Consider the following 26,702-nt stretch of genomic DNA (forward strand, 5'->3'; position numbering starts at 1 on the left):
AAAATATTAACATGTTTTACGTCCAAAATGTAAAATGACCCGTATATAACTCTAAACAATAACCATTTAACATAACACAATGAAAAAAGTAATTTTAGGATCATTAGCAATTTTAGCATTAAGTATGTCTATTTCCTGTAGAGAAACTGCAGACAAGGCAAAATCCGCTACAGAAGAAGCTGGTGCCGCTTTAGAGGAAGCTGGAGAAAGCTTGAAAGAAGCTGGTGAAGAGCTTGAAGAGGCTGGTGAAGGTGCTATGGATGCCGCCAAGGAAGCCAGTGAGGATGCTATGAAAGCTGCTGAAGATGCGGCCGAAACCGTAAAGGAAGCCGGTGAAAAAACCATGGATGCCGCAAAAGAAGCAGGTAACGACGTTAAGGATGCGGCCAATGAAGCTGCTGACAAGGCTGCAAAAAAAGCCAATGAAATAGAAAAAGCGGTTAAAAACTAAATTAACCTCTCTCTTAAATTCTTAAAGACCCGTTATTGCGGGTCTTTTTTTGTTTAAAAATAGTAGCCAAGTCCTAAGATGACATTACGCCCTGGTGCAACAATACCTGAGGAATAAGTCCTGTAACGTTGGTCCGTTATATTTTCCATACTTGCGGATGCCTTTAAACTCTGCGAAATATCAAACTGCGAACGAAAATTCAACGTATACCATGACGGTGCAAACGGATTTCCATTTTCATCAACAGCATAGATATATTCCTTTGATCGCTCAGACATTGAAAGATCATTATAAACTATCTCTCCATTATAGTTGACATAAAGATCTGTCTTTAACCTTTGGTTTTTCCATATAATATGGAAATCCCCAAAAGTAGGTGCGGCATGTCTTGCGGGAGTCTCCGTACCATCTTCTTCCTCTTCCACACCTTGGGTAAAAGTAAGGTTGGATCTCATGGACCATTGCTCGGTCAAATAGGCATCCAAACCAAATTCAAATCCGTAAACGAAAGCCTTGGCCGCATTTTGTATTGCTTGTACGTTACTTAGCTCACCGCCATATTCTATTTCAGAAACACCATTATAACTAAAATCCCTGCGCACCAATGCATCAACCAAATACGTATAATAGGCCGTACCCTTTATAATTACCTTGTCCTTAATATTACGATGTATACCAAATTCTACATTATACGCATATTCAGGCTCCAGGTCTGGGTTGGGAACTACTACGGATCCCGGTTCAGAATCGAATATTTTACCTACATCATCAATATTGGGCGCCCTAAATCCTGTTGAACCGTTCAAGGTTATTTGTAAATTAGCCTTGGGAAACCAACTTAAACCTAAACTACCCGTCAACGCCCCTGTACTTAAATCTGCTTTTTTAAATGGAAAGTCGTAAAACGTATCATCAAAATCCGCATTTACCCATACATGGCTATAACGAAGGCCGGACATTAATGTTAAATTAGGTTTGGCCTTATACTCACCATTGATATAACCCGCCAAACTCTGCCAAGTAGATCCATCTGGATAACGTGATGCCGACGGATATTCCTCGTTGGTCACGATATTTCTATCGATACCTAAAGAACCAACCGTATTAAAAATATACTCCCCACCGTAATAAGTTTTAAAATTACCTATTTTCTTATTCTCCAAATCTATATTTACATTCAAGGCATTGACCTGTTCCTTGGTGGAATTCAACACATCATCCTGAAAATCCCTATTATGCCTACTTTCTTCAAAATGTTGATATGCCAAACCAAGCTTTAACCCATCATATACTTTACCATCACCTTTTCTTAAAACCTGGGCATTGGCCATAAACCATTTTTGAGGACCATAATACCATTCTGCCGATCTTAACCCTTGCCCATCACTTGAAGGACGTATTAATCTATCATATCTAGAATAATCCGATGTTTCTGAAAAATATGCTCCCAGATTTAAATTCCATTTTGCATTGGGCCTGAACAATACTTTTTGCATTAGATTTATTTGATCATACCCTGTTGTAACCTGTGTTCTAGGTGACCCATTTTCCATTAATACATCCTCACCGTTATTACGCGTTACGTATGAATTCCTTAAATAAGAATCCGGTCCATGGGAACCCATTTTTAGATCTTGAAAATCGTTGTAGGTCACACTTGTTAGCGATGCCCACTTTTTTTTACCGATATTTATATTTGCATGCACCGTATTTTCATTGTTGGCCGATGAAAACCTATAATTGGTATTTCCCGCTACCAACAGGCTATCATTTTCTGCGAGTACTGGTTTTTTCGGGTAAAAGTTCATAACGCCCCCAATGGCATCACTCCCATAAATTACCGAACCCGGACCAAATATTATTTCAGTATTCTTAATTGTATACGGATCTATTGAAATTATGTTTTGAATATTACCGCCCCTAAAAATAGCATTATTCATACGTACACCGTCTACGGACAATAGCAACCTATTAGTGGCAAAGCCCCTTATCATAGGACTACCACCACCTAATTGACTTTTTTGCACAAAGACCTTTCCGCTACTTTCAAGTAAATCTGCGGAAGTCTGGGGGGCAGTAAATGAAATAGACTTGGCATCTATGGATATGATTTTATTGGGTATATCCTTTTTCTGTTGCTCCCATTTGGAAACCGACATTACCACTTCATCCAATTGTTGGGCCTTCATAAATAAGTACACCTTATTTCCTTGTCGTAGCAACTGCTGTTTGGTGGTTTTATATTCTTCATAACCAATATGCCGCAAGGTAATGCGTTCCCTATCCAAAAATAGGGATGCATTGAACCTGCCATCAAAATCTGAAAGGGCTATCTTGGATTTATCCTTGTTAAATATGGCCACATTGGATATGGCCTCGCCACTATCCTCATCTAGAACAGATATATACTGCGCATTGCCAATAAAGGCCATGAAAAACCATATGCCTAAAAAAAATTTATACATAAGTGTTAAAGACTTCGTTTAATACGGCAAGAGATTTTGGTTTTCTAAATCCCTGTAAATGCAATTCAAAATATAACACCAAAGATTTAAGCAACTCTTGTCTATTGGTTTTTTTCATCTTTATGGTGTGAATTGCATCAAAATTTGTGCCTAAGAACGTCTTGAAATAATAAAAATTTTCTCCCCTCAACATTGGATTCAAGGTTTCCTTGCCCACAAATTCACCTTCCAAAAGGTCAAAATACGGTCTATCTTGTTGATAGACATCTGGATAGAAACCAAGGAACTTTGTAAGGGACAGCATAAAATACAGATGAAAATTTGCAATATCATCATGTACGTCCAACCATTGTAGCGAAGCCTCTAAAAACTGAAACAAGTCTTCGTTTCTTTCTTCTTCACGAATACTGTTACCCAATAATTCCGCCAGAAATAGGGCCATGGCATTCTTGGCCATATTGGCGTATAACGTTTGGTAGTGGTAATATACCTTGGCCTCCCTTATAGATTCCAATGAACCCTTGTTCTTATGGTTGACCACAATTTCCAATTGGGTAAGGGGTTGAAAATAGGCCGACTTTAATTTTCCTTTTTTAGAAGCTAGTACCCCGCGCAATAAATAGGACTTAACTCCGTCCGAAGCTGTAAATGCCTTAACGATGAGACTGGTATCGCCATATTTAAGTGCCGTAAAAACTATTGCCTTGGTCGTAACTTGCATTGGAACGTGCTGTAAGACCACAAAGATAGCGGTTTGTATATTGGCCTTTGTACAAAAAAAAGCGAGGTCTTTAGAAAGACCTCGCAAATAAACACTTTAACCTTTTGGTTATGGACCAGGATTTTAAATCACCCCTTGAGCCAACATAGCATCGGCAACTTTCACAAAACCTGCAATATTAGCACCTTTTACGTAGTTACAGAACCCATCTTCTTCCTTACCATATTGAATACAAGAATCATGTATATCTTCCATGATATCCCTTAATCTTTCATCTACTTCTTCCCTAGTCCAACTAATACGAAGGGAATTTTGGGACATTTCAAGTCCTGATGTGGCCACACCACCGGCATTTGATGCCTTCCCGGGAGCAAACAAAATTTTTGCGTTATTGAACTCATGAACGGCATCTGCATTACAAGGCATATTAGCTCCTTCCGCAACACACATACAGCCATTACTTAATAAATTTTTGGCATCATTCTGGTCTAGTTCGTTTTGGGTGGCACAGGGCAAGGCAATATCACACTTTACGTTCCAAGGAGTCTGGCCTCCATGGAATTCTGCCGTTGGATATTTGTTGACGTATTCTGATATTCTACCGCGTTTGTTATTTTTCAAATCCATCACAAAGGCAAGTTTTTCATCATTTAATCCGTCTTTGTCATAAATAAATCCACTAGAATCCGAAAGAGTTACCACTTTGGCACCTAGGACAATGGCCTTTTCTGCTGCATACTGGGCAACGTTTCCTGAACCGGAAATCACCACGGTTTTACCATTAAAACTTTCGTTTCTGGTCTTTAACATACTCTCAGCAAAATATACGGTACCATAGCCAGTAGCCTCTGGTCTAATCTTAGACCCTCCCCAAGAAAGTCCCTTACCGGTCAATACACCCGTAAACTCATTTCTAATTTTTTTGTACATGCCAAAAAGGAATCCTATTTCACGCGCACCCACTCCAATATCTCCGGCAGGGACATCTGTATTGGGCCCTATGTGCCTATTAAGCTCCAACATAAAGGCATGGCAAAAACGCATGACCTCATCATCTGACTTACCTTTTGGGTCAAAATCAGAACCCCCTTTACCACCACCCATAGGTAGGGTAGTTAGACTGTTCTTAAATACTTGCTCAAAAGCCAAAAACTTTAAGATACTTGCATTTACGGTTGGGTGAAAACGCAACCCTCCTTTATAAGGCCCAATGGCTGAGTTCATCTGAATTCTATATCCGCGGTTTACATGAATTTCCCCATCATCATCTACCCATGCTACCCTAAACGACACTAAACGCTCTGGCTCAACCATTCTCAAAAGAATGTTCTTGCCATTATATATTTCATGCTTTGCAATATATGGTATAACAGTTTCTGCAACTTCTTGCACCGCCTGTATGAATTCTGGTTCGTGCCCATTCCTGGCAATAACCTCATCCATAAATGCTTTTATTTTATCTTCCATAAAGCTATTTACAATTGTATTAATTTATTGATTTCAAAATATAACGGCAAAATTATGTTATTCATGTAATTTATTACGTACTTTTTTTAAAAGTTGATAATTTTTGTTGTTTTAACAACAAATAATCGATTTTAGATTCTAAAGTTCAATAAAATTACATTTTAAGTTAACGCTTGCTTTAAATCCGCAATTAAATCCTCAGAATCCTCAATACCAACACTTAAGCGAATCAGTGCATCTACTACACCACTTTTTTCCCGCTCTTCTTTAGGAATACTGGCATGGGTCATACTTGCAGGGTGCCCAGCAAGACTTTCTACCCCTCCCAATGATTCCGCCAACGTAAATACCCGCAAGCTTTCAACAATTTTTATGGCATCTTCATAACTGCCGCCTTTTGGAATAAATGATATCATACCTCCAAAATCCTTCATTTGTGTCTTGGCAATGTCGTGGTTGGGATGATCGTCAAAACCTGGCCAATATACTTTTTCAACGTTTGGACTGTTCCGTAAAAAATGGGCTATGGCCTTACCGTTTTCACAATGGCGCTGCATTCTTACATGAAGGGTCTTGATACCCCGCAATACCAAAAAACTATCCATTGGACCACATACGGCACCGCTGGCATTCTGGATAAAATACAACCTATCTGCCAAAACCTTATCCTTAACAACCAATGCCCCCACGACCGTATCACTATGTCCCCCTAAATATTTGGTAGCGGAATGCATTACGATATCAGCACCCAAATCTAATGGAGTTTGTAAATAGGGGGTTGCAAAGGTATTATCAACGCCCAAAAGTATATTCTTTCCTTGTACCAAAGTTGCTACAGCCTTAATATCAATGATACCCATCATAGGATTGGTAGGTGTTTCTACCCAGATAAGTTTGGTATTTTTATTGATTTTGGACTGTATGGCAGCTGTACTTCTCATCCCCACAAAATGAAAAACAATACCATACTTTTCAAAAATTTTCTTGAAAATTCTATAGGTACCCCCATAAAGATCATGCGTAGAAATTACCTCGTCTCCCGGTTCCAATAATTTTATTACGGCATCTATGGCTGCCAAACCACTTCCAAAAGCCAAACCATGGGTGCCGTTCTCAATACTGGCCAAAGCATTTTCCAAAGCTGTCCTAGTAGGATTTGCACTTCTAGAATATTCATATCCCTTATGCCCTCCAGGTGTAGTTTGCGCATAGGTAGAGGTTTGATAGATAGGAGGCATTACGGCACCATATGCCTTTTCCGGTATTTGACCTCCATGAATTGCCTTTGTATTGAACTTTAAATCCTTACCACCCATAGCTAACAAATATTTTACACAAATGTATCGTTATCTTCTGACGAATACAATGAAGGTGTATTTTTACATAAAACTTGACCTTACATGAACAATAGATTCTTTTGCCTACTTACACTATTCTTTATCTTAAGTTGTGAAACCAAAGAAGAACTGACCTTTGAACCTTTATCCATTTCAAAAAAAGAGTGCCAAGACTGTTCCTTTGTAACCATTAACGTTCCTAAGGCCATAGGAAATTCTAAATTGGCAAACACAATAAACATTGCCATTAGTGAGGAAATTATTTCATGGTTAAGCTTTAACGAGACCGGGAAGGCCAATAATATCAAAGAAGGTATAGATGCATTTATAACGGACTATAACGAACTTAAAAATAAATATCCAGAGGAATCCATGCCATGGGAGGCTACTATAAATGGAGATATTGTTTTTGACAATGGGCAGATATTGACCATACAATTAGAATCATACCTTTTTACAGGAGGGGCACACGGCATTAATTCTGTACGATTTTTGAATTTTAACAAGTTAAACGCAACGGAACTCTACAGAGAAGAATTATTTACATCCAAAGAAACTTTTACCTCCTATGCCGAAGAAGTTTTTAGAACACAGGAACATATACCTGCAGAAGCGAATATTAATAGTACTGGTTTTATGTTTGAAACAGAAACTTTTTATTTACCTGAAAATATTGGATACACTGATGACGGGCTCCTACTTTATTATGAACCATATGAAATTGCATCCTATGCTGATGGGCCCATTACCTTGTTATTACCCTATAAAGAAGTAAACAGCTATTTAAAACTTGCCGTAACTCCTTAACCTAAATGTTTTAAAAGCAAGGTTATGGTATTAGCATGCAAGCCTTCATGAAATAAATTAAACCCTATGGCGTCCTCTACGTTTCTTAAGGTAACTTTTGCGCTGGTAGTATACTCTTTATACTCTTTAAAAAGTTGGGTTTCATAATCCTCTTTGATCCATTCTACGGTAGAAATCAAAAAATCCGCAACCATCATTATTTCCTCATCCGAAGCAGTTCCATCAGGAACGGTGCCCTTCATAAATTTATCTACTAATTCTTTTGGCACTCTCATTTGAAGCCCACTGAATTTATAACATAAAAGCTGTTGGGTCACTACCGTATGCGCAATATTCCAAAAAATATTATTGTTGAACCCTTCTGGTATTGCCAATAGTTTTTCTTTGGGGGTATTCGTTAAAACTTTATGTAGGTTTTTTCGATTTTGAAGTGTGATTTCCAATAAATTCTCGACCATTATTTCCTGTTTAATAGGATGTAAAAATAGTACAATTAAAGGGAAATGGGTTTCTTTGCAAACGATTAAGCAAAGAAAAGCAAAACAAACGTTTAACCTATCATGAAAAAAATATACCACCTAAGTTCTTGCTCTACGTGCCAGCGAATTATCAAAGAACTGCAACCACTTGCCAATTTTGAACTACAGGATATTAAAGCAACTCCTATTACCAAAAAGCAATTAGAACACATGCATACCTTATCCAATAGTTATGAAGCATTGTTCAGCAAAAGGGCCATACTATATAGGGAACGCAATTTAAAGGAACAGAACCTTACAGAGGAAGATTTTAAAAATTTAATCTTGGAACAATATACCTTCTTAAAAAGACCTGTAATCATTAATGAGAATGATATTTTTATTGGCAATAGCAAAAAAGTGGTAGAAGCCGCAAAAAAGGCTATACACCATTGAGCAAAAGACTACTTGCAATACTTGCGGCCGTAGGGGCAACTACTATCTATGGTATTAACCACACTATAGCCAAAGGCGTTATGCCCCATTATGTGCAGCCCTTTGGTTTTATAATCTTAAGGGTGTTGGGTGCGGCCATTTTGTTTTGGGCCATTTCCTTCCTTGGACCCAAAGAACGTATAGACCCAAGAGATTACCTTAGAATGCTTGTTTGTGCCCTTTTGGGCATGGCCCTTAATATGTTGGTCTTTTTTAAAGGCTTATCCTTATCTACTCCGATCAACAGTGCGGTGTTGATTACAACCACGCCGATCATTGTATTGATTTTATCCGCAGTTATTCTCAAGGAAAAGATTTCCGGTAGAAAAATTCTTGGTATAAGTATTGGTTTAATTGGTGCACTGGGCCTTATACTCTTTGGAACCGAGATACGTATGGATGCTCCAAATATACCGTTGGGAAATTTTTTAATCTTTATGAATTCCATGTTCTACGGCTCATACCTAGTTGTAGTAAAAGTACTTATTACAAAATATCACCCCTTTACCTTTATGAAATGGCTTTTTAGTTTAGGGGTACTTATATGTCTACCCTTTGGATATGAAGAATTTATGGACATATCATGGTCCACTCTTCCAATAAATGCATATGGAGCTATTGCTTTTGTAATATTGGGCACAACTTTTTGCACCTATCTATTTAACATATTTGCCCTTTCCCAACTAAAGGCATCTACCTTAAGTGCATTTGTATATGTACAACCTCTAGTTGGTATTGCCTACGCCATTATCAGCGGACAAGACCATCTTACTTTTATTAAAATTATAGCAGCATGTCTTGTTCTAATTGGGGTTTATTTGGCCAGCAGAAAACCCAAATTATCCGGTACCAGGGTCAGCAATGGAGACAACTAAGGAAATGATGTATTAACTTAAATGAGATTTCCTGGTGTTTTCCAGATGCACCTTTATGGCATTCACGGCCACGTCCTCATCTCTATGGTGCATGGCAGATATTATATTCAAATGTTCCTGCATGACCATATTCAACGGCCTTGAAATACCAACAAGATCCATAAGTGATGTAATCTTAGCAGTTTTAAAAAGGTTGTATAACATACTATTTCCACAATTTTTAGCAATAAATTCATGGAAATAACAATCTATCTTATGAAATACATAGAGGCTTTGAGGACCTTTTTCAAAAGGTACCAGCAATTGCCTTAAATCATCTATTTTAGATTGCGACGCATTTTTGGTAAAAAGTTGTACCGTCATGGTTTCAATGGCCATTCTACAATCAAACAAATCAGAAATTTCAATTTCACTCAACTCCCTCACGGTAAGACCACTATCCGGTTCACCAACCAATAAGGACTCTTCCCTTAATTGTTGCAACACAATAGCAATGGAGCCATCGTTAATATTCAAGGTATGGGTCAAACGTTGATCGGTTATTAACTGTCCAGGAGATAATTTCTTGGTTACGATCAATTTTTTCACCTTTCCATATGTGTCTTGAAAAATATCTTCTGGGAGGTTGGCCATAAAGTAAATATACTAAAATAGGGTTATCAAATATAATAGAACACAATACAAATCAATGGGTTGCATAATTTGTTTAAAAAAATATCCTTTCTGTAATTTTATAACCCTTTATTGGGTACACGTGCAAACTTTCTTGAATCCTCTTTGGTAAGCACTTTAAAATTGGCCCCTTTTTCTACTGCGCTGAATGTTTTCAACAAATCATTGGTCAAGCCGGTCAATTTTCTAGTTTTCAAATCCATCCAAGCGCCCATCATTTCACAACGGGCTACATTTTCTCCTTTATGATTATAAAAATTATGTTCAAATTCAAAAAACTTGGCATCTTCGCTCATCCCAACAATTTCCAACGAAACCTTCACTGGCTTTCCAGGAAACACTTCCTTGAAATAATAAATATGCTCATAGAATACCACTGGTCCTATTTCATGAATTGCCATTGCCCTATGGTCAAACCCCAATTCCATTAAAAATGCCATTCTGGTATGACTCATAAAATTCACATAGGCCGAATTAGCCAAATGCCGGTTTGCATCAACATCACTCCACCTAACTTCAAATTCTTTTAAGTACATAAAATTATTTTTTTGCTATGCATGCATAATACTCCCTAAAAATAACATAGTTTTGATTCGTATGGAATAAAGAACACGGTTTTTTATCCTTAATTTTAATTCTAGTTAAAAAATTACATATTATGTCTATCAAACCTGCTTTCATTAATGAATTGGCATTACCGATCGTTGCTGCACCCATGTTTTTAATATCGGGGCCTAAATTGGTCATAGAATGTTGTAAAAATGGTATCGTAGGTACTTTTCCTGCGCTAAACCAACGAACTAGCGAAGGTTTTGAAGAATGGCTGATAGAAATAAAGACCGCATTGAAGAAATATGAAGCGGAAACCGGCAAAAAAGCAGCACCCTTCGGCGTAAATTTAATAGTACATCCTACCAATCCTAGATTAGAGGCGGATATTAAACTGTGCGTAAAACATCAAGTACCATTGATAATTACTTCCTTAGGGGCAGTGTCGCAAGTAGTAGATGCCATTCATAGTTATGGCGGACTCGTATTCCATGATATCATTAAGAAAAGACATGCGGAAAAAGCGGCAGAGGCCGGGGTTGACGGATTAATTCTTGTTGCTGCGGGTGCAGGGGGTCATGCGGGTACCATTAATCCCATGCCATTGGTAGCAGAAATAAAAAAATTCTTTCACAAGACCATCTTACTTTCCGGCTGTATCAGTACCGGTAGAGATGTTGCATCTGCACTTCAAATGGGAGCCGACCTTGCCTACATGGGAACACGATTTATAAATACGGAAGAAAGTAAGGCTACACCGGAGTATAGAAAAATGATTATTGAAGCTGGCGCTAGCGATGTCGTATATACCGCAGCAATCTCTGGAGTTCACGCCAACTTTCTAGGAGCAAGCCTTAAAGCCGCAGGTATTACCGAGGAGGATTTAAAAAAGGATGTAAAGATAGATTTTGGAAAAGAATTGGATACCGAAGCCAAGGCATGGAAAACCATTTGGTCTGCAGGGCAAGGTTCCGCTCTTATAAATGATACCGTACCTGTTTCAACCTTAGTATCAAATTTAAAAACGGAATTTAAAGAGGCTATCCAGGAACAAATAAAAGTTTTGGAAACCTATCCTAAATAAATTTGTATTTAAAAGTTAACCTCATAAATGCCCATAATAGATTCATCATACCATCCTTCCCCAATATTTAGGAACGGACATTTCTCTACCATATATAACGGTCTATTTAGAAAGGTTGATGATTTAGAACAGAAACGTATTAGAATTAACCTGCCCGATGAAGATTTTTTGGATACGGATTGGAGCTATGCCGCTGAAACCTCCAAAAAATTGGTCATTATCATTCATGGACTGGAAGGAAGCTCCCAAAGGGCCTATGTAAAAGGCAGTGCTAAATTACTCTCACAAAAAGGTTTTGATATCTGCGCCATTAATCTAAGAGGCTGTAGCGGAACGGCCAACAATCTTTTTAGATCCTACCATTCTGGTGCTACGGAGGACTTACAATATGTAATGGACCATGTCCTGAACTTAAAAGTATACCAGCAAATATTCCTCCATGGTTTTAGCCTTGGAGGCAATCTTTTACTAAAATATTTAGGGGAAAAAAGAAGCGTTCCGGACCAAATAAAAGGTGCATCCGCCATTTCTGTACCCTGTCAACTAGCAGACTCCCTTTATCAACTATTGCAATATAAGAACGTACTTTATGCAAGAAGGTTTAAAGGAAACCTTTTAGAAAAATTAAAACAAAAGCAACAAGTATTTCCTGACCTGATCTCTAATGATGACATTAGAAACATAAAAAATCTTAAGGATTTTGATGATATCTATACCAGTAGGGCCCATGGTTTCAAAGATGCTATGGACTATTATGCAAAGAGCAGCAGTCTACAATTTTTAAAACATATTAATGTTCCTACTTTAATCATCAATGCCTTGAACGATTCCTTTTTAGGTCCTGAATGTTACCCTATAGAAATTGCAAAAAACCATACACACTTGTTTTTGGAGACTCCAAAATATGGTGGTCATGTTGGTTTTCATGGTGCAAAAAACCAAACGTATGCCGAAAGACGCACATTAGAATTTTTCGAGAATCTTTCCTGAACATGAACATTTATACGTGCAATTTTTCATAAATTTTTACAAAAATGTTAACCGTCTAAATATATTCCCTAAATCTATACGTACATTGCGTTTAAAAGCTAGGGTCACCATTAAAAATTCATATCTTAGACCCTAAATTGAGAGACAACTTTTAAAATATCGTAAACGTATGCGCAAATTATTAACCTTATTAGCTCTTGGCACAATGATTATAGGTTGTGGTGAGAAAAAGGAAGAGAAGAAGGAAGGTTTTGAAATGAACAGAACCAAGAAGGAAGCTAAAACAGAAACTGCAACTGAAGGTGTTCCGGTTGATTTGGACAATAAAGGTGTTGGTCCAATAACCAGTGTAAAGTTCGATGATACTATAAACGAGGAAATGGCCGCTGCAGGAAAAGAAAAATTCCAAGCTATTTGTACCGCTTGCCATATGGCAGAACAACGTATGATAGGACCTGCGTTAAAAGGTGTTTATGAAAGAAGAAGTCCAGAATGGGTAATGAACATGATCATTAATCCAGACAAAATGTTGAAAGAAGACCCAATTGCCAAAGCTTTGTTGAAAGAATACAACAATGCCATTATGCTGAATCAAAACCTAAATGAGGAAGAAGCTCGCAACCTAGCGGAGTATTTACGTACTCTATAACTTCCATTGAAATTATACGCAAACCCTTTCAACAGTCTTGAAAGGGTTTTTTTATGCTTTTTTTGTAATCCATTACTCCTCCAATCGGGTGAAGTATAAGAGAAAAATGTAATGAAAGGGTATTGCCTTACGACCAATGTAACCTAAGATAATGAACATTACTATGCAAAATGATAAAATAAAAATAGATATAGTTTCTGATGTCGCCTGCCCTTGGTGCTATGTCGGAAAAAAAAGATTGGAAAAAGCCATTGCACAATGGAAAGGAGCTCCAATAGATATAGAATGGCACCCTTTTCAATTAGATGCCAATATGCCTAAGGAAGGCTTGGACAGAGACACCTATCTTATAAATAAGTTCGGCAATTTGGAAGGCCCTTTGGAAATGACCAAGCGTTTGGTAGAAAACGGCAAAGAGGAAGGAATTACCTTTAACTTTGGACCAGAATGGCGCGCAGTAAATACGCTACCGCTTCACCAATTACTACATGTTGCCGGTGAAGAAGGATTCAAGGATGTATTGAAAGAGCGATTGATGAAGGCATATTTTGATGAAAATCTCCATTTGAACAAACCGGAAGTACTCACTACCATTATGGAAGAATACGGCTGGCCAGAGGAAAAAACAAAAGAAATTTTAAAGAACGAAGACATTGCCTATAGTGTAAAACAAGAAATTGCACATTATCAGCAACGTGGCGTAAACAGTGTACCGTTTTTTATCATAAATGATAAATATGGAATTAGCGGAGCACAACCTGCCACTGCTTTTTTAGAGGCATTTGAGCAAGTGGCACCTTTGACCATTTTGAGCGAAGGTGACCATTGTGATTCCACAACAGGTATTTGTTAAGCTATAAACCTATAAAAAGTAAGCTATTATGAAAACATCATTTTCAAACATTATAGCCGGTGATACTCCGGTACTGGTAGACTTTTTTGCCGACTGGTGCGGCCCTTGTAAAACATTGGCCCCTATCCTTAAAGATGTCAAGGATGAACTGGGCGATGCAATTAAAATAGTAAAAATCGATGTCGATAAAAATCAATCCCTTGCCACTACCTATCAAGTAAGAGGGGTGCCTACCATGATATTGTACAAGAACGGAAAACAAGTTTGGAGACAATCTGGTGTAATACAGAAACGGGATTTGGTTGAAATCATAAAATCCCATTAATAAAATTTTAAACATACAGGACTTGGCAAATCAACCTCGTTGATAAAACTTAAGGTGCCTTTTTCAATATCCCTTTTGAAAACCACAATATTATTACTGCGTTGATTTGCCACAAGTACGTATGACCCACTGGGGTCAATAGTAAAATTCCTAGGCCAATCACCCTTTACAGGTTCTCTTGCCACCAAAGCTAATTTTCCGCTAGTTTCATTTACCTTGAAAATTACGATGGTATTTTCTCCACGATTAGATCCATAAAGATATTTACCGTCTGGGGACAAATGAATATCGGCACAGAAACTCTCGCCTTTAAAATTATCAGACAGGGTATTATAAACCGCTATGGTTTCATAACTCCCCCCTATTTTTTTAAACAAGGTAATCGTAGAGTTCAGCTCATTAATGACATATAAAAAAATACCATTGGCAGAAGCCACAAAATGCCTTGGGCCTGCACCGCTTGCCAATACAAGTTCTTTCTGTTCGCTGGGAACAAAAACATTCTCCTGTTTACTATATTTTTTAATACGGTCCAAACCTAGATCGGCAACGAACAGTTCATCGTCGAAAAACTTGGCCATATGGGCATGGGCCGTCTTACTTGTATCTAATACCTTATGGTCAATTACTTGTGGAGATGGAAGCAAAGCTCCATTTTCTTGGGTATTATAAATTGTAAAATTGCCTCCTGTATAATTTGCCACTGCAACATGACGACCATTGCCACTAACACCAACATAGCAAGGATTTGCCCCAAATGTGGACATCATATCCAATTTGGTAAGTACCGTATCCTTGACATCAAAAGTGGTAATTACTCCACTACCATCCTTATAATTATCTACCTCACCAACTGCATACAACGTTTTTTTATCCGGTGAAAACGTTATAAAGGAAGGATTTTCTATTTGGGCAGCCAAAGTTTGGTCACTAAGCCTTCCCGTATCCACATTAAAGTTAAACCTATAAATTCCCTCACTTCCATTCTTTGTATACGTGCCTACAAAAAGTATTGCATCATTTGTATTTTTATCCATATCACAGCCAATCAAAAAAATGAAACCAAAAAACATTGGTAACAAAAATATTTTACTTTTCATGTTGAAATAAATTTATCAGAATACTATAATTAAATATGATTCATATACCTATATAATTACTTCTATTAAAAATAGGAAAGTATTCGTCTATTCGTATGAATTTGCACAGGAATGTAACATTTACACTTTTATGGCACTAATATATAAAGTGATGATATGGGCGGTTATGGTGTACAATCAATGAAGGTAATCAAGGTCAATAGGGCGCTACTTAAAAAAAGTAGAAGCTTTAGGGAGCTACGCAAAGACTATATGGACCATACCCATAAAACAAAACTTCAATTCAAGGAGCTTACTGAGGGTGAACGTAAAAAAATAAGGGCAGCTATTATTGCACAGGTAAGAAAAAACCGTACTCAAGAAGTAATTTATTATATCATGGCACTGATAGGGACCATCTGTTTGCTATATGCCATTTACTATTTTGCCCGGTCCTAACTACCTAGCCTTATAAGCCCCAGAGTTTAAAAGGGTTGTTTGCTGAATCGTTATTTTTTATGGGCTTGTCTATCATAACCTTATATGTGGGATCCTCCATTACGTTCACATCAATTATTTCCTCGGCATTTTCCAATAAGCGAATACAGTCTTTACTTAAATGGCGCAAATGAACTTTTTTACCAAGCTTGGCATACCGTTCCGTAATTTTGTTCAAAGCTTCAATACCACTCATATCTGCCACCCTACTCTCCTTAAAGTCTATAATAACTTGTTCTGGATCTCCAGGTACATCAAATTTTTCACTAAATAACGTAGTAGAACCAAAAAATAACGGACCATAGATTTCATAATGCTTAACTCCGTTTTCATCTATATGCTTTCTTGCACGGATTCTTTTGGCATTTTCCCATGAATAGGCCAATGCAGAAATGACAACCCCTAAAAGCACAGCAATGGCCAAATTATGAGTAATAGCGGTAATCAATGTCACCAAAATCATAACCACAACATCTGAATTTGGCATTTTCCGAAAGGTCTTAAAACTTGCCCATTCAAAAGTCCCAATGGCAACCATGAACATAAGTCCTACCAAAGCCGCCATAGGCAAACGCTCTATAACACTAGATCCAAACATAATAAATACCAATAACATTACGGCCGCAGTAATACCGGATAACCTAGCCCTTGCACCAGAAGAGGTATTGATCAAACTTTGACCGATCATTGCACAACCTCCCATGCCCGATAAAAATCCAGAAAGTATGTTCGCCGAACCTTGCGCAACACATTCCCTATTACTGTTACCCCTAGTTTCAGTTATTTCATCAATAATATTTAGGGTAAGCAAACTTTCTATAAGTCCTACACCGGCAACAATGGCTGCATATGGAAAAATTATTTTAAAAGATTCAAAAGTTAGGGGTATCTGTGGTATGGACAATGGTGGAAAACCTCCCTTAATAGATTCACCTTCACGCATTGTATCCGCAACGGTAAGAGTATCTATTCCAAAACCCAATACAATGGCAGAAACCACTACAATGGCCACCAATGATGAAGGCACCGCTTTGGTCAATTTGGGTAAGCCCCATATGATCAACATGGTCAATAAGGTAAGTCCCAACATCATTGCCATATTTGTTCCTGTCAACAACTGATCGGTCCCTTTCTGATAAAAATTTGGGAACTGCGCCATAAAAATGATGATTGCCAAACCATTGACAAAGCCGAACATAACCGGGTGAGGCACCAACCTGATAAACTTTCCTAATTTTAAAACTCCGGCCAGTATTTGTAATATCCCCGCAATAATTACGGTTGCAAACACATAGTTTAAAATAGTTTCTGGCGCTATACCCGGAAAGTTTCTCTTTAATTCAAGTATTAAACCAATGAATACGACAGCAACTGCTCCCGTTGCACCCGAAATCATACCCGGCCTACCACCAAAAATTGAGGTAATCAATGCCAGAACAAAAGCGGCATATAAACCGGTTAAGGGAGAAAACCCTGGTATTAATGCAAATGCTATTGCTTCTGGCACCAAGGCCAACGCTACGGTAAGTCCAGATAAAATTTCTGTCTTATAATCTACCTTTTGCTTAAAATCAAATAAATTGAAAATCTTCGCCATGTATCAAAACCTTTAAAGGGCGCAAAAATAGTAATATTTACCGGCCCTGCCACAAACATGTAGATTATTACCAAATTATCTGTTTACCAGTCCTTTAATCCCAATAACTTCTCTCCCAAAGGAGATAATTTGGCAGTATCGTATTTGGTTTGTTCCCAATTACGGGGATCACCAGGAAAAGCATAGCCTTCCGGTGCAATCCTATTTTTCCAAGAATTGATTCTCCATTTTTTTAACGGAGTATTCTCAGGCTCTGCAGGCATCATGGAAATATATTGTGCAATTCTTACTTTGTCCTTAGATTTATTAGGTCTTATACCATGGGGTTCGGTACTATTAAAAATTAAAAGATCACCCGCTTTCATTTTTACCTTAACAATTTTACCTTCTAAACCTTTTAAGTTTGGTTGAAAACGGTCACGGTCATTAGGTTGGGTCAATTTCCAAGAATCATAATTTCTATATAACCATGGAATACATTGAAAACCGCCCATTTGCTCATCATCTTGATCTGCAAGGGCCAGTACACCTTGAACATTCTGTGGCTTAGTTTCCGGATCATAATCCCAATGAATAAATCCTTTCTTATCCACTCCTTCCGGCAATGGAAAATTTAAATTGGCACGGTCAATGGTTACCCATAATTTTTCAGTTCCCCACACATCTACAAAGGCATCATAGACTTTTTGTGTTTGCCTGTTATTCCATAAGTGCTGATGATTATATACCTCAACCATTCCAGTTCCTGTAAGTTCTTTCATTTTCATTTCCGCTCTCGGTGCAGCATACCAAGAGGATTTATCATTTGGGTCTTTTTCATCGAACTCCCAAAGAAAATCAGCGGTTGCTTTTGCCTGCTCCAAAGGCACGGCATTTTTAATTACAATATACCCGTTCTCTATCCAAAATTGCCAATCATCCTCGCTGAGTACACGAAGTGGAACACCGTTAGATCGATCATTTAATTGCTGTTTGCTACTAGTTGCCGTAGACGGATTTCCCGGTATATCCTTATGGCCTTTATTTCCAAGCTCTACCTTGTTTAAATGTTTCATGGTCTTAAAATTTAAGTTGAATCTATGATATAAATCTACTGACCTTTAAGCCCTTACACCACCTTGATATTAACCACAATTTGAACTATATTGATTTTTAAGCCGGCTACATTTAAATATATGTGCAATTTTGTTACATTTATCCCTATGAAAATTGAACTGGAAACTATAGAACCTGAATCTAAAAGTCTTTTTAGATTGCTACATGACCCAAAATTAAGTCATCTTTTTTATTGGCACTTTCACCCAGAATATGAATTGGTCTACATTGAAGGTGCCAATGGAACAAGACATGTTGGTGATCATATTTCTGAATATGAAGAGACAGATTTGGTGCTAATTGGCTCTAATATACCCCACTTAAATTTTGACTATGGGGTAAAGACGACCTATAGGGAAGAAGTATTACATATTAAACCTTCGTTCAAAAATACCTTTGTTGAACCAATGCCAGAATTACAGAGCCTTAACAGGTTACTTGATTTGTCCCGTTATGGCATAGCATTTCATGGCGAGACAAAAAAAACGGTAGGTAAATTGCTTAAGGAACTTCATACCTTAAAACCTTTTGAATATTTTATGGCTATAATGAATATTCTAAAAAGGCTTTCTCAAAGTAATGAATTTCAATTACTGCACAAAAAGCCGTACAAAAACAGGTACAGTAAAAAAGAACAAAGTAGAATTCGTGAAATTTATGCCTTGATCGATGAACGCTACCAAGGTAAGATTTCTGTAGATGAAGTGGCTCAATTTTGTAATTTGACCAAACCTGCATTTTGCCGATACTTCAAAAAAGCTACAGGTAGTACTTTTATAGAATTCCTGAACCAGTACCGTATAAGCCAGTCTAAACGTTTGCTCTTAAGCGGTAAGAACGTTAGTGAAACCTGTTTTGAATGTGGCTTTGAAAGCCTATCATACTTTAATAGAACGTTTAAAAAAGTTACGGGAGAAAATCCTTCGGCATTTAAAAAAAGATTGCTTACCGTTTAAATGAAGTAGTATTATAGGTAATAGAGGAAAGTAATTGTGTACTAACGGATTACCTTTATTATGCCAAGATACAGGCATTGTAAAACATACCTCATAACCTAGAACACATGGAAATTTTTGAACCATTAACACTACAGACCGTATTGCAAATGTGCATTGCCGCAATTTGTATTTATCTTTATATCATGCTCATTACCCGGGTTACGGGCAAACGAACCTTTGCAAAAATGACCAGCTTTGATTTTGCCGTAACCATAGCAATGGGCTCCATTTTAGCGGATGCGGTAAACAAACCAGTGTCAAGCCTTATGCCCGCAATTGTTTCCCTGGCCTTGCTTGCAGGGTTACAAGCGCTGTTCGCCAAAATATTATCTTCTTCTGACAAAGCTCAAAAAATAATCACGAACACACCTATTTTATTGATGAAAGACGGAAAAATTTTCAAGGAGAACCTAAATAAGGCTCTGGTAAGCCAAGCCGACCTTATGGGTAAATTAAGAGAGGCGAACGTATTGCAGCTTTCACAAGTAAAAGCGGTAGTTTTTGAAACCACTGGAGATATTTCCGTATTACATACAGATTCTCCTGTAGAAATTGATGATATTATAATGACCGATGTAGCTGCCACTATATAAAAATACCCCGTTCTAAAAGACCAGGGCATTCTTAAGACAATCAACCTAAAAACTATTTTACCTTCTTTCTCTCCACTTTCATGATAGGGTTAGAAGTCTTTGTTCTTTTCTTGGTTAGGATATCCTTACCGGTTTTTAAATATTGCTGATATCCTCTGCCACTAAATTCATAAGTAGTTCCACTACTAGGGTGATAAAGCTCAATAGTGCTATCGTTAATGACATATAACTCAAAATAATCATCACCAAAAAAATCATAATCCAGCGTTAAGGCCTTTAAGGTATTATCTCCCTGTACATCATATACCACATAATTTCCTTCATAATCCCATTGCAGATTTGAAACCCTTGTATTAGGAGCATCTAAGGAAGACCTGAAAAAATCGGGTAGAAACTGTATATAATTTTCATTGTCAAAATCATTTATAGCACCTGTCTGACTTGTATAAATTTTCTCCCAAGCATCATATTCCTGTATAAAATAATTGATGTTGTCATAGAATACCATATTATAATCAAATGAATTGGTCTGGTATCCTTTTAAAAAATAGGATGTATCCGTACTTGCATCATAAAGCTCAATAGTATTTCTATTAACCGCATAGACTTCCAAGGCCCAACGCCCATCGATATCATGATCAATTTCTACTATGCCCCTTAACGTACTATACGTACCTACATCAATACCGTAGCCGCCACCGGTTTTACCAATGCCTACAATGTTATTGTTGGCATAAACGATGCCACGGTCAAAGGAAATGGTAAAGGCACGTTGCAAAAATGGTACTTCCCCATATCCACGCGTTTCATTGATATCTACATACCACAAATCATAGTCTTGCAATACTTGATCGGTATTATAGGCAGATTCCTCAATAAAATTATCTTCTATGATTACATCTGCATAACAAGAAACCATAAGCGTGGCCAAAAGAACATATCCTGTAAGTAGTTTTAATGTTTTCATACAATTTTATTTAAAGGTTATGTACTGATAAACAATCTCTATGCCAAAATCATCATAACCCTATAAACCAACGTATTACAAGCATCTAAATAAATAGTAAATTTGTACCATAAACATAGGCATGAAAAAGGACGCTAAATTTGCAGTATTGGGAGGTGGTAGCTGGGCTACCGCCATAGTGAAGATGTTGACCGAAAACCAAGAACGAGTAGGATGGTATATGCGAAATTCCGATGCTATTGGTTATATTAAAATACAAAAGCATAATCCCAATTACCTCACTTCAGTTGAATTTAAAACAGAACAATTACTGTTAACTAACGATATTAACGATGCGGTAAATAATGCCGATATATTAATTTTTGCCATACCCTCTGCCTTTTTGGTATCCGAGTTGGAAAAATTAAATGAATCCATTAAGGATAAAATTATTTTTTCTGCCATAAAAGGGATCGTACCAGAATCCGGATTAATCGTAGGTGAACATTTTCATGAGGTATACAACATACCTTTTGACCATATTGGTGTAATTACCGGACCATGCCATGCAGAGGAAGTTGCCATGGAACGTTTATCCTATTTGACCATTGCCTGTGCCGATAAGCAAAAAGCGGAGTACGTAGCCAAAAACCTGTCCGGCAATTATATAAAAACAAATATCAGCAAGGATATTATAGGTACGGAATATGCGGCAATGTTAAAGAATATTTATGCCATTGCAGCGGGTATTGCTCACGGACTGGGCTATGGGGATAATTTTCAAAGTGTTTTGATGAGTAATGCCATAAGGGAAATGAAACGCTATACCAAAAGAATACACAACATTGACCGCAACATTAACAAATCTGCTTATTTAGGTGATCTGTTGGTCACAGGATATTCCATTTTTAGCCGTAACCGCATGTTCGGCAATATGATCGGTAAAGGTTATACGGTAAAGAGTGCCCAAATGGAAATGAACATGGTGGCAGAAGGATATTATGCCGCCAAAAGTGCATATGTCATAAAAGAAAAATTCAAGAAAAAAGTAAAGACGCCAATCATAGACGCCGTTTACCAAGTTCTTTACGAAAATAAAAACCCTAAAAAGGTGTTTCTTGCCCTGACGGATAAGCTGGACTAGTTTCTGGTAAGGGAAAAATCTGAATGTTCCTTTAATTCTGCCTCTAAGATTGTTCTCCAACCTTGAACTATTTCATCGGTCACTCCAAATTTGTTCTGGAATTCCTTTAAGATAGGCTCCATAAGCGATCTGATGCTGTCAATATCAAAATATAACCTACCGGTTCTTCTTATAAAGAAATCCATTGGGTTTTGTACCATTTCATAATCAATACCAAAGGTAAGTTCCGCTTTGGCCAACCTAATATATTTATCTTCTTCTACCAATTTTGTGTAGGTATCTAAAATAACTTCTGTCTGTTTGCCATAGTTGGTTACCAAAAACCAAGCGTCATGCTGTGTAAAACCGTCGTCTTTTATCTTATCATACACTTGGGCAATGTATTTTTTTACATGCTTGAATTTTTTAAAATCATCATTTCCGCACAGATATATTTTTTCTGTATAACATTCCTTGAGTTCAATATTATATTCCTCATCCATTTTTTTTGCAATACGATCAACTACCCTTTCGGCCATTTTGCGATAACCAGTCAATTTACCGCCGGCAATACTGATCAACCCCGTTGCGGAAACAAAGATTTCATCTTTCCTGGAAAGTTCAGAAGCGGACTTACCTTCCTCATGTATCAGTGGGCGTAGACCTGCCCAAGAAGAAACTATATCCTCCAGTTCCAAATTAATATCAGGAAACATATTATTTACGGCCGATATTAAATAGATCGCATCGGCAATATCTGTCCTTACCTCATCTTTACTATCATTATAATTGGTATCCGTAGTGCCTACATAAGTAATTTTACCTCTTGGAATAGCGAACATCATTCGCCCATCGGGTATATCAAAATATACTGATTGCTTTACGGGAAGTTTCTCATATGGAAAAACTAAATGGACACCTTTGGTCAAATGTAATTGTTTTCCCTTCTTGGAATTGTTCAGGCTCCTTAACTCATCTACCCAAGGTCCCGCAGCACTGATTACATATTTAGAATTAATGGTAAATTCACTGCCTGAAATCATATCTACAGCCTTTACCCCCGCAACTTTATCATTTTCATATAGAAAATCGTTCACCTTGGCATAGTTCAAGGCTTGAGCACCAAAAAGCAGACTGGTCTTTATATTTTCAATGGTAAGCCTTGCATCATCCGTTCTATATTCCGCATAGTAGCCCGCCCCGTTCAATATCTTTTTAGGTAATAAAGGTTCCAATTTAAGGGCTTCCTTCTTTTCAAGCATTTTTCGTTTATCATCACCCGTTACCTGTGCAAGTATATCATAGACTTTAAGTCCAATAGAAGTTAGCCACTTACCATACGATCCATTTTCTATTAACGGAAGCAACATCTTTTCCGGTAGGACCAAATGTGGAGCCAATTTATGCACAATGGCCCTTTCCGAGCCTACTTCCTTTACCAACCAAAAATCAAATTGTTTGAGGTATCGCAATCCGCCATGTATCAATTTGGTCGATTTACTGCTGGTGCCCGATGCAAAATCACCTTTTTCCAAAAGGGCAACCTTTAGTCCACGTGATGCCGCATCCAATGCAATACCACCGCCTGTTATACCGCCACCTATGACCACAAGATCAAATTCTTCTCCCTGCAGTGATGCTATTGTTTTTTGACGTTCTAAATTGGTAAATTTTATATTTTTCATCAAAGATGTTTATTTGCTATTAAAAAGTTGATTTCCAACTTTGTACTGTTACAACCCTAAGCAGCCCAAAGATATGGTTAGGACCACATTTAAATATGCTCGATAAAATTATTTAATTGTAAAATTGATGTTTTAAAACTATTCTTCGTCTTCCCAACCTTTTGTACGTTCAACCGCCTTCTGCCATTTCTTATAGAGGCGCTTTCTCTTTACGCGATCAAATGTGGGTTTAAAAATACGGTCCATGGGTCTGTTCTCATCAATATCAGATTGCTCCCAAAAGCCAACTTGTATGCCCGCCAAAAAAGCGGCTCCCATTGCGGTAGATTCAATAATTTCCGGCCTATGCACCTCCGAATCCAAAATATCGGCCTGAAATTGCATTAAATGGTTATTGGCACATGCGCCGCCGTCTACCCTAAGATTTTTAAGTTGAATACCGGAATCATCTTCCATGGCCTTTAGAATATCCTTGGTCTGATAGGCAAGGGCCTCTAAAGTGGCCTTGGCTATATGGGCCTTACCGGTATCACGTGTTAATCCAAATATGGCACCTCTGGCATACATATCCCAATAAGGGGCGCCTAAACCTGCAAAAGCCGGTACTACATACACAGAATTTTCACCTTCAATTGAATTGGCCAATTCCTCTGTCTCCTTAGCATGCGCTATAAGCTCTAAGCCATCTCTTAACCATTGTACCGCTGCCCCGGCAATGAAAATACTACCTTCCAAGGCATAATTTACTTTACCGTTTAAACCATAGGCAATTGTGGTCAATAATCCATTTTTTGAGAATTGCGGTTCTTCGCCTGTGTTCATTAGCATAAAGCACCCTGTCCCATAGGTGTTTTTTGCCGAACCTTTCTTAAAACAAGCCTGACCGAACAAAGCCGCCTGCTGATCACCGGCTATACCGGCTATAGGTATCTTAACACCATCGATTTCATAGTCCCCAAAATGGGCAGAAGATGGCTTTACTTCTGGCAACATACTTTTTGGAATACCCAGAGCTTTCAACATTTTATCGTCCCATTTTAAATTTACGATATCATATATCATGGTACGTGATGCATTGGTATAATCGGTACAATGCTTATGGTCCTTGGTCATATTCCACACCAGCCACGTATCTATGGTCCCCATTAACAGGTCCCCTGCTTCTGCTTTTTTCTTGGCTCCCTCAACATTGTCCAATATCCATTTTACCTTAGTACCTGAAAAATAAGAATCTATTACCAGACCGGTAGTTTTCCTTACATGTTCCGTTAAGCCTGTCTTCTTTAAATGTTCACAGATATCCGCTGTACGCTTGTCCTGCCAAACAATGGCATTATATACAGGTTTGCCGGTATTTTTGTCCCAAACCACCGTAGTTTCACGCTGATTGGTAATACCTATACCCACTATTTCAGATGGCAATACATTTTCATTGTCCAAAAGTTCCTTTAACACACCCATTTGCGTGGTCAAAATTTCCTCTGCATCATGTTCTACCCAACCAGAATGTGGAAATATTTGCTTGAACTCTTTTTGGACCATTCCCTTAATGGTACCTGCATGGTCAACCAATAAAGCTCTAGAGCTTGTGGTACCCTGATCTAATGATATAATAAATTTCCTTGACATTTTTTACGATATTTTTTTAAATATAGCAGATTTAATATCGATTTCAAAGAAGATAAAAACTAACTTATGCTATTCTATGCTACAGTAAATATTCTGCTCCTATATAATACCAAATTAGCGTACAATTTTCTATACTTTTAACTTTAAAAAGTTTTTGAAGTCCCTACTTAATAAACTCTTTTTCCAAAAAATAATTTACAATCGCCTCCTTCATCAATACGGTTTGTTCACCTGCTTTTAAAGGGGGCAACTCTTCGTTAATGGTATAATGGGGCCAACCATCTTCATCAAAAAAACTAAATTCATAAAATCCATAAGGTTCCAACAGCCTACAGATGGCAATATGCATTAAATCTAATTTATCATCTTTCTTATACTTTCTATGGTATTGGCCCAACTCTTGGACACCAACTAAATAAATAATGGCATCCAGTTCCAATGGGTCCCCATCAGAAAATTTCACGGAAAGCTTTTCTACCAAATTCTCCCAACGTTCCTTTAATTGTATATCCCTGGCCATAATATTTAATTTCTATCGTACTTTTTGGACATTTCAAAGGTACAACTCAAAGTTCTATATTTGTGAAAACACATTACAAATGGGCCTTTTAGATATTTTACTACTATTACCATTGGTCTGGGGTCTTTACAAAGGCTTTAAAAATGGACTTTTTATGGAATTGGCTTCCATAGTAGCACTAATAGCAGGCATATTTGGGGCCATACACTTTTCATATATTACCGGAAACTATTTATCTACCCATTTAGAATGGAATGAACGCAACATGAGTATTTTGGCGTTCATCATTACATTTATCCTAATCATCATTTTAGTAAACCTAGCGGGTAAATTACTGACCAAAGTGGCCAACTTGGCCATGTTGGGCCTTTTGAATAAAATAGCAGGAGCTATTTTTGGCGCCTTAAAAATAGCCATCATATTAGGTGCTGCATTCATTTTTTTTGACCGTGTGGACAATACCCTTAACCTTCTTGATGAACAAACAAAAAAAAATTCAATACTGTACCAGCCCATAAAGGAAATTGGCGCCTTATTGTTCGATCAAGTCCTTAACAATAACGAACATCCCAAAGAATCTACTAACGAGCCTGTTGTCATTTAGTGTAATTAAAGCACTTATTCCCTTAATTTTGACCTTTTAACGAATAAAGAACCAAGTATACCGTACAATGCCAAGATTTCTTTAATATTACTTATCGATATCCCCTATCGATAGAGAACTTAGAACATTCTCATCTT

The 26,702-nt window shown here is 37.5% G+C and carries 28 protein-coding genes; 14 read left to right on the forward strand and 14 right to left on the reverse strand.

The window, feature by feature from the left end:
* The first annotated feature begins 79 nt into the window (after nucleotides 1–79).
* Nucleotides 80–451, forward strand: coding sequence for a hypothetical protein (locus CHB68_RS11225; RefSeq protein ID WP_089260969.1), 372 nt, complete (start codon nucleotides 80–82; stop codon nucleotides 449–451).
* Nucleotides 452–504: 53 nt separating this feature from the next.
* Here CHB68_RS11225 and CHB68_RS11230 read toward each other — a convergent pair whose 3' ends face one another.
* The 4 genes from CHB68_RS11230 to CHB68_RS11245 all read right to left on the reverse strand — a co-directional run bounded on the left by CHB68_RS11230 (nucleotide 505) and on the right by CHB68_RS11245 (nucleotide 6,420).
* A complete protein-coding gene (locus CHB68_RS11230) occupies nucleotides 505–2,916 on the reverse strand; it encodes a TonB-dependent receptor (protein WP_089260970.1) in 2,412 nt (803 codons plus the stop codon).
* Nucleotides 2,909–3,637 carry a DNA repair protein RecO gene (gene recO, locus CHB68_RS11235; protein ID WP_089260971.1) on the reverse strand — a complete coding sequence of 243 codons (729 nt, stop codon included), beginning with the start codon at nucleotides 3,635–3,637 and terminating at the stop codon, nucleotides 2,909–2,911. The genes CHB68_RS11230 and recO overlap by 8 nt, the downstream gene beginning before the upstream one ends.
* A gap of 123 nt (nucleotides 3,638–3,760) precedes the next feature.
* Nucleotides 3,761–5,104 carry an NADP-specific glutamate dehydrogenase gene (gene gdhA / locus CHB68_RS11240; protein ID WP_089260972.1) on the reverse strand — a complete coding sequence of 448 codons (1,344 nt, stop codon included), beginning with the start codon at nucleotides 5,102–5,104 and terminating at the stop codon, nucleotides 3,761–3,763.
* A 161-nt stretch (nucleotides 5,105–5,265) separates the two neighbouring features.
* Nucleotides 5,266–6,420 (reverse strand): cystathionine gamma-synthase, encoded by a 1,155-nt coding sequence (locus CHB68_RS11245; RefSeq protein ID WP_089260973.1) that lies wholly within the window; start codon nucleotides 6,418–6,420, stop codon nucleotides 5,266–5,268.
* 84 nt (nucleotides 6,421–6,504) lie between these two features.
* Between CHB68_RS11245 and CHB68_RS11250 the strand changes: the two genes are divergently transcribed.
* Nucleotides 6,505–7,248: a DUF3298 and DUF4163 domain-containing protein gene (locus tag CHB68_RS11250; protein ID WP_089260974.1), complete on the forward strand. Its 744-nt coding sequence runs from the start codon at nucleotides 6,505–6,507 to the stop codon at nucleotides 7,246–7,248.
* Here the strand turns inward: CHB68_RS11250 and CHB68_RS11255 are convergent.
* Nucleotides 7,245–7,706, reverse strand: coding sequence for a DinB family protein (locus CHB68_RS11255; protein ID WP_089261265.1), 462 nt, complete (start codon nucleotides 7,704–7,706; stop codon nucleotides 7,245–7,247). The two genes, CHB68_RS11250 and CHB68_RS11255, sit on opposite strands and share 4 nt — an antisense overlap.
* A gap of 102 nt (nucleotides 7,707–7,808) precedes the next feature.
* On the opposite strand from CHB68_RS11255, the gene CHB68_RS11260 reads away from it, so the two are divergent.
* Together CHB68_RS11260 and CHB68_RS11265 are read left to right on the forward strand one after the other, a co-directional pair.
* A complete protein-coding gene (locus CHB68_RS11260; RefSeq protein WP_089260975.1) occupies nucleotides 7,809–8,162 on the forward strand; it encodes an arsenate reductase family protein in 354 nt (117 codons plus the stop codon).
* A complete protein-coding gene (locus tag CHB68_RS11265; RefSeq protein ID WP_089260976.1) occupies nucleotides 8,159–9,076 on the forward strand; it encodes a DMT family transporter in 918 nt (305 codons plus the stop codon). Before CHB68_RS11260 ends, CHB68_RS11265 begins: the two co-directional genes overlap by 4 nt.
* Nucleotides 9,077–9,088: 12 nt before the next feature.
* Here CHB68_RS11265 and CHB68_RS11270 read toward each other — a convergent pair whose 3' ends face one another.
* Together CHB68_RS11270 and CHB68_RS11275 are read right to left on the reverse strand one after the other, a co-directional pair.
* Nucleotides 9,089–9,709: a GntR family transcriptional regulator gene (locus CHB68_RS11270; protein WP_089260977.1), complete on the reverse strand. Its 621-nt coding sequence runs from the start codon at nucleotides 9,707–9,709 to the stop codon at nucleotides 9,089–9,091.
* Nucleotides 9,710–9,807: 98 nt separating this feature from the next.
* On the reverse strand, nucleotides 9,808–10,284 hold the full coding sequence (locus CHB68_RS11275) for an acyl-CoA thioesterase (protein WP_089260978.1): 477 nt from the start codon (nucleotides 10,282–10,284) through the stop codon (nucleotides 9,808–9,810).
* Between the two features lie 122 nt (nucleotides 10,285–10,406).
* Here CHB68_RS11275 and CHB68_RS11280 point away from each other — a divergent pair, with 122 nt between their 5' ends.
* The 5 genes from CHB68_RS11280 to trxA all read left to right on the forward strand — a co-directional run bounded on the left by CHB68_RS11280 (nucleotide 10,407) and on the right by trxA (nucleotide 14,198).
* Entirely contained in the window at nucleotides 10,407–11,381 is a 975-nt protein-coding gene (locus CHB68_RS11280) for an NAD(P)H-dependent flavin oxidoreductase (protein WP_089260979.1), read from the forward strand.
* Between the two features lie 27 nt (nucleotides 11,382–11,408).
* Nucleotides 11,409–12,371, forward strand: a complete 963-nt coding sequence (locus CHB68_RS11285) for a YheT family hydrolase (protein WP_089260980.1) — start codon at nucleotides 11,409–11,411, stop codon at nucleotides 12,369–12,371.
* Between the two features lie 169 nt (nucleotides 12,372–12,540).
* Nucleotides 12,541–13,020, forward strand: a complete 480-nt coding sequence (locus tag CHB68_RS11290; protein WP_089260981.1) for a c-type cytochrome — start codon at nucleotides 12,541–12,543, stop codon at nucleotides 13,018–13,020.
* A 151-nt stretch (nucleotides 13,021–13,171) separates the two neighbouring features.
* Nucleotides 13,172–13,873: a DsbA family oxidoreductase gene (locus CHB68_RS11295; protein ID WP_089260982.1), complete on the forward strand. Its 702-nt coding sequence runs from the start codon at nucleotides 13,172–13,174 to the stop codon at nucleotides 13,871–13,873.
* 28 nt (nucleotides 13,874–13,901) lie between these two features.
* Nucleotides 13,902–14,198 (forward strand): thioredoxin, encoded by a 297-nt coding sequence (gene trxA, locus CHB68_RS11300; RefSeq protein WP_089260983.1) that lies wholly within the window; start codon nucleotides 13,902–13,904, stop codon nucleotides 14,196–14,198.
* Here the strand turns inward: trxA and CHB68_RS11305 are convergent.
* A complete protein-coding gene (locus tag CHB68_RS11305; RefSeq protein WP_179213191.1) occupies nucleotides 14,195–15,235 on the reverse strand; it encodes a lactonase family protein in 1,041 nt (346 codons plus the stop codon). The two genes, trxA and CHB68_RS11305, sit on opposite strands and share 4 nt — an antisense overlap.
* A gap of 243 nt (nucleotides 15,236–15,478) precedes the next feature.
* Between CHB68_RS11305 and CHB68_RS11310 the strand changes: the two genes are divergently transcribed.
* Complete coding sequence (locus tag CHB68_RS11310; protein ID WP_179213192.1) at nucleotides 15,479–15,736, forward strand: hypothetical protein; 258 nt, start codon at nucleotides 15,479–15,481, stop codon at nucleotides 15,734–15,736.
* Between the two features lie 10 nt (nucleotides 15,737–15,746).
* Here the strand turns inward: CHB68_RS11310 and CHB68_RS11315 are convergent, their stop codons facing one another.
* A complete protein-coding gene (locus CHB68_RS11315; RefSeq protein ID WP_089260986.1) occupies nucleotides 15,747–17,372 on the reverse strand; it encodes a SulP family inorganic anion transporter in 1,626 nt (541 codons plus the stop codon).
* A gap of 83 nt (nucleotides 17,373–17,455) precedes the next feature.
* A complete protein-coding gene (locus CHB68_RS11320; protein WP_089260987.1) occupies nucleotides 17,456–18,427 on the reverse strand; it encodes a phytanoyl-CoA dioxygenase family protein in 972 nt (323 codons plus the stop codon).
* A 147-nt stretch (nucleotides 18,428–18,574) separates the two neighbouring features.
* On the opposite strand from CHB68_RS11320, the gene CHB68_RS11325 reads away from it, so the two are divergent.
* Together CHB68_RS11325 and CHB68_RS11330 are read left to right on the forward strand one after the other, a co-directional pair.
* Nucleotides 18,575–19,423: a helix-turn-helix domain-containing protein gene (locus tag CHB68_RS11325; protein ID WP_089260988.1), complete on the forward strand. Its 849-nt coding sequence runs from the start codon at nucleotides 18,575–18,577 to the stop codon at nucleotides 19,421–19,423.
* A gap of 107 nt (nucleotides 19,424–19,530) precedes the next feature.
* The gene (locus CHB68_RS11330) at nucleotides 19,531–20,058 is read left to right on the forward strand and encodes a DUF421 domain-containing protein (protein WP_089260989.1); all 528 of its coding nucleotides are present in this window, start codon (nucleotides 19,531–19,533) and stop codon (nucleotides 20,056–20,058) included.
* A gap of 52 nt (nucleotides 20,059–20,110) precedes the next feature.
* Here CHB68_RS11330 and CHB68_RS11335 read toward each other — a convergent pair whose 3' ends face one another.
* Nucleotides 20,111–21,025 carry a nicotinic acid mononucleotide adenyltransferase gene (locus CHB68_RS11335; RefSeq protein WP_089260990.1) on the reverse strand — a complete coding sequence of 305 codons (915 nt, stop codon included), beginning with the start codon at nucleotides 21,023–21,025 and terminating at the stop codon, nucleotides 20,111–20,113.
* A gap of 121 nt (nucleotides 21,026–21,146) precedes the next feature.
* Between CHB68_RS11335 and CHB68_RS11340 the strand changes: the two genes are divergently transcribed.
* Nucleotides 21,147–22,148, forward strand: a complete 1,002-nt coding sequence (locus CHB68_RS11340; protein WP_089260991.1) for an NAD(P)H-dependent glycerol-3-phosphate dehydrogenase — start codon at nucleotides 21,147–21,149, stop codon at nucleotides 22,146–22,148.
* Here the strand turns inward: CHB68_RS11340 and CHB68_RS11345 are convergent.
* The 3 genes from CHB68_RS11345 to CHB68_RS11355 all read right to left on the reverse strand — a co-directional run bounded on the left by CHB68_RS11345 (nucleotide 22,145) and on the right by CHB68_RS11355 (nucleotide 25,961).
* Entirely contained in the window at nucleotides 22,145–23,812 is a 1,668-nt protein-coding gene (locus CHB68_RS11345) for a glycerol-3-phosphate dehydrogenase/oxidase (RefSeq protein ID WP_089260992.1), read from the reverse strand. The two genes, CHB68_RS11340 and CHB68_RS11345, sit on opposite strands and share 4 nt — an antisense overlap.
* A 138-nt stretch (nucleotides 23,813–23,950) precedes the next feature.
* The gene (glpK, locus tag CHB68_RS11350) at nucleotides 23,951–25,441 is read right to left on the reverse strand and encodes a glycerol kinase GlpK (RefSeq protein WP_089260993.1); all 1,491 of its coding nucleotides are present in this window, start codon (nucleotides 25,439–25,441) and stop codon (nucleotides 23,951–23,953) included.
* 163 nt (nucleotides 25,442–25,604) lie between these two features.
* Complete coding sequence (locus tag CHB68_RS11355) at nucleotides 25,605–25,961, reverse strand: hypothetical protein (protein WP_089260994.1); 357 nt, start codon at nucleotides 25,959–25,961, stop codon at nucleotides 25,605–25,607.
* A 79-nt stretch (nucleotides 25,962–26,040) separates the two neighbouring features.
* Between CHB68_RS11355 and CHB68_RS11360 the strand changes: the two genes are divergently transcribed.
* On the forward strand, nucleotides 26,041–26,565 hold the full coding sequence (locus CHB68_RS11360; RefSeq protein WP_089260995.1) for a CvpA family protein: 525 nt from the start codon (nucleotides 26,041–26,043) through the stop codon (nucleotides 26,563–26,565).
* Nucleotides 26,566–26,702 lie beyond the last annotated feature (137 nt).

It is taken from the genome of Maribacter sedimenticola (assembly GCF_900188415.1).
Classification (GTDB): Bacteria; Bacteroidota; Bacteroidia; order Flavobacteriales; family Flavobacteriaceae; genus Maribacter; species Maribacter sedimenticola.

What these genes read in the sequence shown, in the direction of transcription:
- CHB68_RS11225 (WP_089260969.1), top strand. Translation starts at nt 80, where the DNA reads ATGAAAAAAGTAATTTTAGGATCATTAGCAATTTTAGCATTAAGTATG.
- CHB68_RS11230 (WP_089260970.1), bottom strand. Translation starts at nt 2,916, where the DNA reads ATGTATAAATTTTTTTTAGGCATATGGTTTTTCATGGCCTTTATTGGC.
- recO (WP_089260971.1), bottom strand. Translation starts at nt 3,637, where the DNA reads ATGCAAGTTACGACCAAGGCAATAGTTTTTACGGCACTTAAATATGGC.
- gdhA (WP_089260972.1), bottom strand. Translation starts at nt 5,104, where the DNA reads ATGGAAGATAAAATAAAAGCATTTATGGATGAGGTTATTGCCAGGAAT.
- CHB68_RS11245 (WP_089260973.1), bottom strand. Translation starts at nt 6,420, where the DNA reads ATGGGTGGTAAGGATTTAAAGTTCAATACAAAGGCAATTCATGGAGGT.
- CHB68_RS11250 (WP_089260974.1), top strand. Translation starts at nt 6,505, where the DNA reads ATGAACAATAGATTCTTTTGCCTACTTACACTATTCTTTATCTTAAGT.
- CHB68_RS11255 (WP_089261265.1), bottom strand. Translation starts at nt 7,706, where the DNA reads ATGGTCGAGAATTTATTGGAAATCACACTTCAAAATCGAAAAAACCTA.
- CHB68_RS11260 (WP_089260975.1), top strand. Translation starts at nt 7,809, where the DNA reads ATGAAAAAAATATACCACCTAAGTTCTTGCTCTACGTGCCAGCGAATT.
- CHB68_RS11270 (WP_089260977.1), bottom strand. Translation starts at nt 9,709, where the DNA reads ATGGCCAACCTCCCAGAAGATATTTTTCAAGACACATATGGAAAGGTG.
- CHB68_RS11275 (WP_089260978.1), bottom strand. Translation starts at nt 10,284, where the DNA reads ATGTACTTAAAAGAATTTGAAGTTAGGTGGAGTGATGTTGATGCAAAC.
- CHB68_RS11280 (WP_089260979.1), top strand. Translation starts at nt 10,407, where the DNA reads ATGTCTATCAAACCTGCTTTCATTAATGAATTGGCATTACCGATCGTT.
- CHB68_RS11285 (WP_089260980.1), top strand. Translation starts at nt 11,409, where the DNA reads ATGCCCATAATAGATTCATCATACCATCCTTCCCCAATATTTAGGAAC.
- CHB68_RS11290 (WP_089260981.1), top strand. Translation starts at nt 12,541, where the DNA reads ATGCGCAAATTATTAACCTTATTAGCTCTTGGCACAATGATTATAGGT.
- CHB68_RS11295 (WP_089260982.1), top strand. Translation starts at nt 13,172, where the DNA reads ATGAACATTACTATGCAAAATGATAAAATAAAAATAGATATAGTTTCT.
- trxA (WP_089260983.1), top strand. Translation starts at nt 13,902, where the DNA reads ATGAAAACATCATTTTCAAACATTATAGCCGGTGATACTCCGGTACTG.
- CHB68_RS11305 (WP_179213191.1), bottom strand. Translation starts at nt 15,235, where the DNA reads ATGGATAAAAATACAAATGATGCAATACTTTTTGTAGGCACGTATACA.
- CHB68_RS11310 (WP_179213192.1), top strand. Translation starts at nt 15,479, where the DNA reads ATGAAGGTAATCAAGGTCAATAGGGCGCTACTTAAAAAAAGTAGAAGC.
- CHB68_RS11315 (WP_089260986.1), bottom strand. Translation starts at nt 17,372, where the DNA reads ATGGCGAAGATTTTCAATTTATTTGATTTTAAGCAAAAGGTAGATTAT.
- CHB68_RS11320 (WP_089260987.1), bottom strand. Translation starts at nt 18,427, where the DNA reads ATGAAACATTTAAACAAGGTAGAGCTTGGAAATAAAGGCCATAAGGAT.
- CHB68_RS11325 (WP_089260988.1), top strand. Translation starts at nt 18,575, where the DNA reads ATGAAAATTGAACTGGAAACTATAGAACCTGAATCTAAAAGTCTTTTT.
- CHB68_RS11330 (WP_089260989.1), top strand. Translation starts at nt 19,531, where the DNA reads ATGGAAATTTTTGAACCATTAACACTACAGACCGTATTGCAAATGTGC.
- CHB68_RS11335 (WP_089260990.1), bottom strand. Translation starts at nt 21,025, where the DNA reads ATGAAAACATTAAAACTACTTACAGGATATGTTCTTTTGGCCACGCTT.
- CHB68_RS11340 (WP_089260991.1), top strand. Translation starts at nt 21,147, where the DNA reads ATGAAAAAGGACGCTAAATTTGCAGTATTGGGAGGTGGTAGCTGGGCT.
- CHB68_RS11345 (WP_089260992.1), bottom strand. Translation starts at nt 23,812, where the DNA reads ATGAAAAATATAAAATTTACCAATTTAGAACGTCAAAAAACAATAGCA.
- glpK (WP_089260993.1), bottom strand. Translation starts at nt 25,441, where the DNA reads ATGTCAAGGAAATTTATTATATCATTAGATCAGGGTACCACAAGCTCT.
- CHB68_RS11355 (WP_089260994.1), bottom strand. Translation starts at nt 25,961, where the DNA reads ATGGCCAGGGATATACAATTAAAGGAACGTTGGGAGAATTTGGTAGAA.
- CHB68_RS11360 (WP_089260995.1), top strand. Translation starts at nt 26,041, where the DNA reads ATGGGCCTTTTAGATATTTTACTACTATTACCATTGGTCTGGGGTCTT.